Origin of the sequence: Paenibacillus apis (genome assembly GCF_018333295.1) — a bacterium.
Classification (GTDB): Bacteria; Bacillota; Bacilli; order Paenibacillales; family Paenibacillaceae; genus Fontibacillus; species Fontibacillus antibioticophila.
The window spans coordinates 47,589-57,427 of sequence record NZ_BORS01000025.1 but is presented as its reverse complement, the minus strand read 5'-3'; the positions used below and the strand labels follow the sequence as shown (position 1 = coordinate 57,427).

6 protein-coding genes, 11 tRNA genes and 1 rRNA gene are annotated in these 9,839 nt (G+C 49.8%); all 18 read left to right on the top strand.

The window, feature by feature from the left end; all coding sequences use genetic code 11:
* Window positions 1-9 precede the first annotated feature (9 nt).
* The 18 genes from rrf (at window position 10) to glmM (ending at window position 9,491) form a co-directional block, all read left to right on the top strand.
* Window positions 10-126, top strand: a 5S ribosomal RNA gene (gene rrf / locus KI362_RS23745).
* A gap of 7 nt (window positions 127-133) precedes the next feature.
* Window positions 134-209 (top strand) — tRNA-Asn (locus tag KI362_RS23740).
* Window positions 210-212: 3 nt separating this feature from the next.
* A tRNA-Thr gene (locus KI362_RS23735) sits at window positions 213-285 on the top strand.
* 5 nt (window positions 286-290) lie between these two features.
* Window positions 291-365: transfer RNA gene (locus KI362_RS23730), tRNA-Glu, on the top strand.
* Window positions 366-413: 48 nt separating this feature from the next.
* Window positions 414-489, top strand: a tRNA-Val gene (locus tag KI362_RS23725).
* Between the two features lie 10 nt (window positions 490-499).
* Window positions 500-574: transfer RNA gene (locus KI362_RS23720), tRNA-Gln, on the top strand.
* A gap of 9 nt (window positions 575-583) precedes the next feature.
* Window positions 584-656 (top strand) — tRNA-Lys (locus tag KI362_RS23715).
* Between the two features lie 11 nt (window positions 657-667).
* Window positions 668-751, top strand: a tRNA-Leu gene (locus tag KI362_RS23710).
* 3 nt (window positions 752-754) lie between these two features.
* Window positions 755-829: transfer RNA gene (locus KI362_RS23705), tRNA-Gly, on the top strand.
* A 6-nt stretch (window positions 830-835) separates the two neighbouring features.
* Window positions 836-912 (top strand) — tRNA-Arg (locus KI362_RS23700).
* A 34-nt stretch (window positions 913-946) separates the two neighbouring features.
* Window positions 947-1,023 (top strand) — tRNA-Pro (locus tag KI362_RS23695).
* Window positions 1,024-1,032: 9 nt separating this feature from the next.
* Window positions 1,033-1,106: transfer RNA gene (locus tag KI362_RS23690), tRNA-Gly, on the top strand.
* 205 nt (window positions 1,107-1,311) lie between these two features.
* Entirely contained in the window at window positions 1,312-4,110 is a 2,799-nt protein-coding gene (ppc, locus tag KI362_RS23685) for a phosphoenolpyruvate carboxylase (protein ID WP_301630774.1), read from the top strand.
* A gap of 245 nt (window positions 4,111-4,355) precedes the next feature.
* Window positions 4,356-4,943, top strand: coding sequence for an RNA polymerase sigma factor SigW (sigW, locus tag KI362_RS23680; protein WP_301630772.1), 588 nt, complete (start codon window positions 4,356-4,358; stop codon window positions 4,941-4,943).
* Window positions 4,944-5,042: 99 nt separating this feature from the next.
* Window positions 5,043-5,666, top strand: a complete 624-nt coding sequence (locus KI362_RS23675; protein ID WP_301630771.1) for a zf-HC2 domain-containing protein — start codon at window positions 5,043-5,045, stop codon at window positions 5,664-5,666.
* A gap of 241 nt (window positions 5,667-5,907) precedes the next feature.
* Window positions 5,908-6,729 (top strand): diadenylate cyclase CdaA, encoded by an 822-nt coding sequence (cdaA, locus tag KI362_RS23670; protein WP_044482451.1) that lies wholly within the window; start codon window positions 5,908-5,910, stop codon window positions 6,727-6,729.
* A complete protein-coding gene (locus KI362_RS23665; protein ID WP_301630770.1) occupies window positions 6,729-8,126 on the top strand; it encodes a CdaR family protein in 1,398 nt (465 codons plus the stop codon). The genes cdaA and KI362_RS23665 overlap by 1 nt, the downstream gene beginning before the upstream one ends.
* 24 nt (window positions 8,127-8,150) lie before the next feature.
* Entirely contained in the window at window positions 8,151-9,491 is a 1,341-nt protein-coding gene (glmM, locus tag KI362_RS23660; RefSeq protein ID WP_301630769.1) for a phosphoglucosamine mutase, read from the top strand.
* The last annotated feature ends 348 nt before the right edge of the window (window positions 9,492-9,839 follow it).

Genomic DNA, 9,839 nt, shown 5'->3' with positions numbered 1-9,839 from the left:
AAAATCCTGTTTGGTGGCGATGGCGGAGGGGTTCCACGCGTACCCATCCCGAACACGACCGTTAAGCCCTCCAGCGCCGATGGTACTTGGACCGAAGGGTCCTGGGAGAGTAGGACGCCGCCAAGCGTAATGTTCCCTGATAGCTCAGTTGGTAGAGCACTCGACTGTTAATCGAGTTGTCACAGGTTCGAGTCCTGTTCGGGGAGCCATTTGCTTCCATAGCTCAGTAGGTAGAGTGCATCCATGGTAAGGATGAGGTCACCGGTTCGATCCCGGTTGGAAGCTTTTGAGGCCCGTTGGTCAAGGGGTTAAGACACCTCCCTTTCACGGAGGTAACAGGGGTTCGAATCCCCTACGGGTCACCATGTATATTTTTGCAGGGATGAGAAGCCCTTTAGTAAGCTGGTACATATGGAGGCTTAGCTCAGCTGGGAGAGCATCTGCCTTACAAGCAGAGGGTCGGGGGTTCGATCCCCTCAGCCTCCACCATTTTAATTATTGGGGATTAGCCAAGCGGTAAGGCAACGGACTTTGACTCCGTCATCCATAGGTTCGAATCCTATATCCCCAGCCATTTAGCTATGAGCCATTAGCTCAGTTGGTAGAGCACCTGACTTTTAATCAGGGTGTCGAAGGTTCGAGTCCTTCATGGCTCACTTTTCAAAGTGCGCGTGTGGCGGAATTGGCAGACGCACTAGACTTAGGATCTAGCGTCTTTGACGTGGGGGTTCAAGTCCCTCCACGCGCACCATTTGCGGACGTGGCTCAGCGGTAGAGCATCGCCTTGCCAAGGCGAGGGTCGCGGGTTCGATTCCCGTCGTCCGCTCCATAGTACGCGCCCTTAGCTCAGCTGGATAGAGCGTTTGACTACGAATCAAAAGGTCAGGAGTTCGAATCTCTTAGGGCGCGCCACTTTTAATTTTATAAGTGCTGTATACTTTAATGTCGGGACGTAGCTCAGCTTGGTAGAGCACCTGGTTTGGGACCAGGGGGTCGCATGTTCAAATCGTGTCGTCCCGACCATTATATGCTGCGGGTGTAGTTCAATGGTAGAACTCCAGCCTTCCAAGCTGGTAGCGTGGGTTCGATTCCCATCACCCGCTCCATTAATTCATGCAACATCATCATAAAGATGGTGTTTTTTGTTATAACCAAGCTTTTTTTTATCCTTGCATTTTATTGCTTCACCGTGTTAGGGTGAATAAAGGTGCATAGAAAACTTACAAATAAAGTGAAGATTTTCGGGGAAGTTTATTGTATTATGTTAGGAAGGCATCTTGAGATGGAATAGGGACGAAATGGGGGAGAGCTATGACGGAAGTAGCAGTAGCAGCCGGTAAAACGAACTCAAATAACCTTTTACGACGCGATATACGTTTTTTGGGCAATATTCTGGGAGAGGTCCTTGTTCACCAGGGCGGTAATGAGCTCTTAGATATTGTCGAGAAGATTCGTGAAGCGAGTAAGTCCTTAAGAGCAATGTTTATGCCGGAATTGCATGACGAGTTCAAAAGCATGATCAATTCGCTAGAACCGGATATCCGGCATCAGGTCATCCGTGCATTTGCCATCTATTTTCAACTGGTAAATATTGCTGAGCAAAATCACCGGATTCGCCGTAAAAGAGATTACGAGCGCTCTGCAGGAGACGCTGTACAGTTTGGGTCTATCGAGGCAGCGGTAAGAGATTTGAAGGAGCATGGCTTTAACTTCAGTGAAGCCCAGGAGGTTCTGGAGGGGATGTCACTGGAGCTGGTTATGACAGCCCACCCAACGGAGGCGATGCGCCGCGCCATTCTCGACATCCATAAACGGATTGCCGATGATGTGATGCAGCTGGATAACCCGACACTGACTTACCGCGAGCGGGAGCAGTTGCGGGAGAAGCTGCTGAATGAGGTTATCACGCTTTGGCAGACAGACGAGCTGCGTGACCGCAAGCCTACGGTACTGGATGAAGTCAGAAACGGAATGTACTATTTTCACGAAACCTTATTCCATGTCTTGCCTGAGGTATATCAAGAGCTTGAACGATGTCTGAGCAAATACTATCCGGAGCATTTATGGCATGTTCCTGCTTATCTGCGGTTTGGCTCCTGGATTGGAGGCGACCGGGACGGGAATCCGTCCGTAACCGCTGATGTAACCTGGCAGACGCTGAAGATGCAGCGCAAGCTGGTCATCCGCGAGTATCAGAATCTGTTGTCGGAGCTGTTCAAGTATTTGAGCTTCAGCACCAGCATTGTGGATGTATCGGATGAGCTGATGGCTTCGATTCAGCGCGATCGCCTGCAAGTGAAGCTGCTGAAGACACCGGTATGGAACAATGATAAAGAGCCTTACCGTGTTAAGCTTACGTATATGACGGAGAAGCTGCATATGGTGCTTGATTCCGGGAAAAAGGATAGCCGGGAGAGCTTTTACGATGTGAATGGCTTGATTGAGGACCTTAAGGTCATTGACCGCAGTCTCCGGCATCACTACGCGGATTATGTAGCGGACACTCATCTGAACAAGATTATTCGGCAAGTGGAGCTGTTTGGCTTCCATACGGCGACCCTGGATATCCGGCAGCATAGTAAAGAGCATGAGAACGCCATGACTGAAGTGTTGGCCAATATGAATATTGTCAGCAACTACGCAGAGCTCGAAGAGGAAGCCAAGCTGGAGCTGCTGGAGCGGCTGCTGAATGATCCTAGACCGCTAACCTCTTCTTATCAGGAATACAGTGACAGCACGAAGGAATGTCTGAACGTATACCGTACTATTTTCAATGCGCAGAAGGAATTCGGCACTCAGTGTATCACAAGCTATTTGATCAGTATGACGGAAGCGGCAAGCGATATTCTGGAGGTTATGGTATTTGCCAAAGAGGTTGGACTGTTCAGAAAAGAAGCCGATGGCAAAGTCATTTGTACGCTTCAATCGGTTCCGCTCTTCGAGACGATCGACGATCTGCATGCAGCCCCTGATATTATGCGCAGACTGTTCAGTATGCCGGTCTATCGCCAATCTGTAGCAGCCATGAAGGACCTGCAGGAGATTATGCTGGGGTATTCCGACAGCAACAAGGATGGCGGCGTAGTAACGGCAAACTGGGAGCTTCGTGTGGCGTTGAAGCAGATTACGGCAGCTGGGAAGGAGTTTGGCGTGAAGCTGAAGTTCTTCCATGGCCGTGGAGGAGCGCTCGGGCGCGGTGGAATGCCGCTTAACCGCAGTATTCTTGTTCAGCCGCCGGAGACTATCGGCGGAGGGATCAAAATTACGGAGCAAGGGGAAGTCATCTCCTCCCGCTACTCGCTGCGGGGAATCGCTTATCGTAGCCTGGAGACAGCAACCTCTGCTCTGATTACAGCTGCGATTCAAGCCAAGGTTCATGAGGAGAATGGCACCGAAAAAGAGGATCAATGGGATGAGATCATCGCAGGAATCTCGGAGACTTCCCTGGAGAAGTATCAGGATTTGGTCTTCCGGGAACCGGACTTCCTGAAGTTCTTCAGAGAATCCACTCCATTGATCGAGGTTGGGGAATTGAATATCGGATCGCGTCCATCCAAACGTAAGAATAGTGACCGATTTGAAGACCTGCGGGCAATTCCATGGGTATTCGCCTGGACGCAGAGCCGTTATCTGTTCCCTGCTTGGTACGCGGCAGGTACAGGACTTAATACGTACTATCAAGGGAAGGAAGAGAATCTTAAGGTCCTCCAAGATATGTACAAGAACTCGGTCTTCTTCAAATCCTTGATCGATACCTTGCAATTTGCGGTCATTAAGGCGGACCTTGTCATTGCAGAGGAATATGCTCAGATGTGCGGAGAAGAGGACTATAAGGAACGAATCTTCCGGCAAATCGAGGAGGAGTTCCATCTTACGAAGGATATGATCTTGAAGATTACCGGATTGTCGGATATTCTGGAGAATGCTCCTGACCTTCAGGAGTCGATTCGTCAGCGTAATCCTTATGTAGATCCGCTCAGCTATATGCAGGTGAAGCTGTTAAGCGAGCTGCGCGCAGCTCGGGAGTTGGGTCGCAATGATTCGGTCCTGTTGAGAGAGGTTCTGCTGACCATTAACGGAATTGCAGCCGGCCTTCGCAATACAGGCTGATACCCGAGACAAATCAAAAAGCAATAGCGCATGAAACAAGCATAGCTGAAGCCCGGGCCCGTTCAGGAATGAGCGGGTCTGTTTTTTTTGCGGGACTCCAGAGGGAATGTATGTGAAGGTTATTGCAATTTCGTGACAGTTGAATTAACATTTGAATGAAGTGCCGCAGGCGCAAGGTGCCGCGCAAGGGCTAGGGAAGCGGAGCGCAAGGCAGGTAGGAATCCCGAAAAAGCCCATCCATGGATATGGGGGAAATGATCGTGGTGGAACATTTTGAGGCGAGATTGGTGAAGCTGGCCCGTAAGGGTGAACAGACAGCCTTTGCCGAGCTCGTTGAGTTGTACAAGGACAAGATATTTCACTTGGCCTATCGGATGCTGTCGAATCGACATGAGGCTGAAGATATTGTCCAGGAGACTTTTTTGCGCGTATATAAAAATTTTGACCGATATGATGATAAGCAGAAGTTCTCGACCTGGATCTACCGGATTGCGACAAATCTGTGTATAGACCGGCTGCGAAAGCGCAAGCCCAATTACTATCTTGATGCGGGAATGAATGATCAGGATGGGGTAGACGGATATGCGCTCATTCCTGGAGATGACCGGACGCCGGAGACGGAATACTTGCTCTCGGAGACCCAGCAGACGATTCACAAGGCCATCGAAGGCTTGCCGGCCAAGTATAAATCGGTAATCATCCTGAGGTATTTGCAGGAGCTGTCGCTGCAAGAGATCAGTGATGTGCTGGAGATGCCGGTTACTACGGTGAAGACTAGGGTCCATCGTGGACGGGAATTTTTGCGGAAGAAGCTGGAGCATAAATTTTTATGAAACGCTTAATTTTGTGTTACGTAATGTTAGGTAGGACGACTATGCCAATGGACAGAACGTTGGCTGCCATAGATTGATACTGAGAAAGGATTGGCTAATATGGATTGCAAACAAGCCTCCTCATTGATGCATGATTTTCTGGATGATGATTTGCCGCATGAGCAGGCCTTGGAGCTTAAGCAGCATTTGCAGGCCTGCCCCTCATGCAACGCCCTGTATCGGGAGTTGGAACAGACAGAGATGCTCATGTTCGCCACAATCAAGCACACGGCGGTCAAGACGGATGATGAGCTTGTCGACCGGATTATGGATCAGATTCCAAGGCAGTATGACCGGCAGCCTTTTCCCAAATGGGTGAGACGTCATCCTGCGCTTACAGCGGCCGCGCTATTTCTGGTGGTTATGCTGTTCAGTGCAGTATCCATGTGGGATAGAGCGGAGGATCTGGTGGTCAAGACCGCGGAATCCAATCAGAATCAGCTTATTATTGAGGGGAAGACGGTTACCGTCCCTGAAGGAGCAAGCATTGCCGGGAATCTTACTATAGAGAATGGCGATGTACAGATTTTGGGAGAGGTACAGGGAAATTTGACCGTCATTGATGGTTCCTACTATCAGGCATCCACGGCGCATATCGCCGGAGAGATCAAGAGCATTGATCAGGCGTTGGACTGGATCTGGTACCGGATATCCAACGTGTTTACGGAAGTGGCCTACAGGTAGCACATATGGAGAACATGGCGCCTTCCTCTCAGGAGGAACACGGGCGCCTTTTCTTTGCGTTCTCAGGAAAAAAATACCTCTGATTCCTAAACCTAGAGAGAGAATGGACGCTTGCATCTGCTGCCATTACGTTATAACCTAGAGGTTAGGGAAGACTACACAGAAAGAGACAAGCTAATGAGCTTTACATAAATGTTTCTGGATATGGCGGCTGCCACAGAGACACGTGGGGGTTTCATCTATGAATTATTTTGCGAATTCGACTTGGCAGGACTATCTCAAGGATATTATTGATATTCTTATTGTTACATATATTATCTATCACCTGATTTTGTTGGTCCGGGGTACTCGGGCCATTCAATTGTTAAAAGGGCTCCTGGTGTTGGTGTTAATCTGGGCGGCGAGTACGTGGTTTGATCTGTACACCTTAAAATGGCTCATGAATCAGATGTTTACGTTCGGAGTACTGGCCGTATTTATTATCTTTCAGCCGGAGCTTCGACGGGGATTGGAGCAGTTAGGCCGGGGCAAGCTGTTCGGACGGAATGCTGATGATGAAGAGCTGAGCAAAGAGATCGGAGCTGTTATTAAGGCTGTTAATTATTTATCACGTAGAAAAATCGGCGCCTTGCTCGTCTTTGAACGCAATACGGGGCTGAACGAGTATACTGAATCAGGCATTCCGATGCAGTCGGTGATCTCTTCGGAGCTGCTGATCAATATCTTTATCCCGAATACCCCGCTTCATGATGGCGCGGTCATTGTGCAGAATCGCCGAATTGCGGCGGCTGGCTGTTATTTGCCTTTGTCCGAGAACCCGTTTATCAGTAAAGAGCTTGGGACAAGACACCGCGCAGCCATTGGAATCAGCGAGGTGGGGGATGCGGTCTCGATTGTAGTATCCGAGGAAACGGGACAAATCTCGCTTGCGATCGAGGGTCAGGTCGTCCGGGATATTAATGAAGAGTCTTTGATCTCCAAGCTGTATGAGGAGCTCGGTCCGAAATTCAATCAGATCGAGAAACGGAAGCCTTTCTGGAAACGGATAGGGGGGCGGAAGTAATGGACAAGTGGCTAAGCCAGAACAATGTAGCCAAGATTATCGCCTTGATCATCAGCATCGTCCTTTGGGCTATGGTTCATATTGACAGCGGTACTCCGGTCTCACCGACGACCGTGATGAATTCGAAGGTGATTAACAATATCAAGATTGAGGTTACGGGATTTGATAGTGAAAAGTATGTCCTTTATGACCTAGAGCCGGATAATGTAACCATGGAAGTAAAGGGGAAGCGCACAGATCTGACGATGAGCTTTTCCGATTATCGGGTGAAGCTGGATCTGAAAAATATAGGACCGGGAACAACGACATTGCCGCTTTCGCCGGAGGTTCCTCCCGGAGTCACACTAATCTCCATGTCGCCTTCTTACATCAAGGTAACTATCGAGGCGAAGGAAACGATTGAAATGCCGGTTACCATCGTGACGAAAGGCACGCCTGCAGAGGGCATGCAATTGGGCAGTCCTGTACTGACGGGAGCAGATCATGTGAACGTGACCCTTCCGCAGAGCGAGCTGCAGGAGATCCAGAAGGTGCAAGGAACGGTTGATGTAACGGATCTGACGGAGTCTGTAAAAGGCAAGACGGTAAAGCTAACCGCATATGATAAGCATGGGCAGGAAATGAAGAATGCGGAGATCGAGCCGGTTTCTGTAGAGGTCGATGTTCCGATCAATAAGCTGTATAAAAGCGTACCGCTAGAAGTGAATCATACGGGAAGTCTGCCAACGGGCTATGTTCTCTCAGGGATCAGTACCGATGTGGAAGGGGTGGCTCTATACGGCCCCAAACAAAGCCTGGATGCCATTACCTCTCTTCCGGTGACGGTGGATCTGGGACAGTTCGTCGGGACCAGTGAGACGAACTATACGGTGAATCTCGCGCCTCCCGAGGGGATTGATGCAATTGAGCCCACCACGGCGCAAGTAACGGTGAAGATCGAGCCGGCAGCCAGCAGAACGATTGACAATATTTCGGTGAATCTGCTAAATTTGAGCGAAAGCCTGGAGGCGAAATTCCTCAATGCTGCAGATCAGCACATTTCGTTAACCGTGCTTGGCTCACAGGATCAACTGGGAAGGCTTGGGACAGAGGACATTCTCGCAACTGCTGATCTATCCGGTTTGGTTGCAGGCACACATACTGTCCCCATAGCGATCAAGCTTCCGGATTATATCGATTTGGCTGAGCCGGGCTACAACCATTCTATTCAAATTGAATTGACCGAGATTGCAGATCCGGCCGCGACGGTTCCGGATGACCCGAATGCGGAGACAGGAAATGGCGGTGCCGACAATTCTGTTCCTCCAACGGAGCCTGCGGATAATACTGAGACAGATACTCAGGATGACGGGGGAACTGCGGGAACAAACGGAACGCAATCGGAAAGCAAGCTATAGGAACAACACTGAAGGAGTGTAATTATGGGGAAATATTTTGGAACAGATGGAGTCAGAGGGATTGCAAATCAAGAGCTAACACCAGAAATGGCTTATCAAATTGGCCGCTGCGGAGGGTATGTGCTGGCTGGCCAGGTTCCGAAGCCTAAGGTCGTGATTGGGATGGATACCCGGATCTCCGGCGTTATGCTGGAATCTGCCCTTGTGGCAGGCATGCTCTCGATTGGAGCGGATGTCATCCGGATCGGGGTTGTCTCTACTCCGGCAGTGGCTTATTTGACGCGCTTGCTGAATGCATCGGCGGGAGTCATGATCTCGGCCTCGCATAATCCGGTGGAGGATAACGGAATCAAGTTCTTCGGAAACGACGGCTTCAAGCTGTCGGATGAGACCGAGCTCTTGATCGAAGAGCTGATGGACAAGGAGACAGACGAGCTGCCGCGGCCAATTGGCGCTGATCTGGGCTCAGTTACGGTAGATATCGAATCCAAATTCAGATACCTTGATCATTTGAAGACAACAATCTCCCATTCCTTTGAAGGGCTAAAGATTGTCCTGGACTGCGCGAACGGTGCAGCCTATGAGTTGGCTCCGCAATTATTCAAGGAGCTGGGCGCCGAGGTGTACAGCATTGGCTCTGAGCCGAATGGGCTGAATATTAATGATCAGTGCGGCTCGACCCATCCGGAGAAGCTCAAGGAAGAGGTCAGACGACTTGGTGCCGATATTGGACTGGCATTTGACGGAGATGCGGATCGTCTGATTGCGGTTGATGAGAATGGCGAGGAAGTTGATGGCGACTATATCCTCTGCATTTGCGGCGATGCGATGAACCGCGCAGGCAAGCTGAAGGACAGCACGATCGTCTCGACGGTGATGAGTAATTTCGGCTTCTATAAGGCGACCAAGAAGTTGTCGCTTAACACGCAGCAGACAGCGGTTGGAGACCGTTATGTCATGGCTGAGATGATTCGCGGCGGCTACAATCTGGGCGGAGAGCAGTCGGGCCATGTGATTTTCCTGGATTATAATACGACTGGGGACGGCATTCTGACGGCGATTCAGCTGGTTGATACGATGAAGGCGGCCGGCAAGCCGCTGAGCGAGTTAAAGAAGGTCATGAAGCAATATCCGCAGGTGCTGGTGAATGTGCGGGTTCAGGATAAGAGCAAGTATGTAGGCAATACAGCGATTGAGGAAGCGATTGTGTCCGTGGAGCGTCAGCTTGGCGATAACGGGCGGGTGCTGGTTCGTCCTTCCGGGACAGAATCCCTGATTCGCGTGATGGCTGAAGGACCGGAGCTGGCGGAGCTTGAGCAACTGGTAGCCAGCATCGTTTCGGTTGTAGAGAAGGAACTAGTTTAAGTTGAACTAGTGATTGCGTATGCAGTGGGCAACGTGTAAAGTGTGCCTTCGATCACTGTTGTTCACGGATTTCTTGATTGAATGAAAGTATACACTTATGCCCTATTCTACGCAGCTTCTTTAATTCAACTTATCTAGTTTAATGTTGTATTTGAAAAATTGTGAGCTGCCGTTCTCTGAGGAGAAGTGGCAGTTCTTTTTTTGTGTAAGGTGGAGGCGGGGAAGAAAGGTTGAAGAAGGACGTGCTTTTTAGCTTGGTTTAGGGTAAAATCAGTGAGTATGCATGAAGATGAGAAGAGACGAATTGCCAAACCTTCCTCAAGTGCATATAATAGACATTATTCAAGA

What these genes read in the sequence shown, in the direction of transcription:
- ppc (WP_301630774.1), top strand. Translation starts at nt 1,312, where the DNA reads ATGACGGAAGTAGCAGTAGCAGCCGGTAAAACGAACTCAAATAACCTT.
- sigW (WP_301630772.1), top strand. Translation starts at nt 4,356, where the DNA reads ATGGGGGAAATGATCGTGGTGGAACATTTTGAGGCGAGATTGGTGAAG.
- KI362_RS23675 (WP_301630771.1), top strand. Translation starts at nt 5,043, where the DNA reads ATGGATTGCAAACAAGCCTCCTCATTGATGCATGATTTTCTGGATGAT.
- cdaA (WP_044482451.1), top strand. Translation starts at nt 5,908, where the DNA reads ATGAATTATTTTGCGAATTCGACTTGGCAGGACTATCTCAAGGATATT.
- KI362_RS23665 (WP_301630770.1), top strand. Translation starts at nt 6,729, where the DNA reads ATGGACAAGTGGCTAAGCCAGAACAATGTAGCCAAGATTATCGCCTTG.
- glmM (WP_301630769.1), top strand. Translation starts at nt 8,151, where the DNA reads ATGGGGAAATATTTTGGAACAGATGGAGTCAGAGGGATTGCAAATCAA.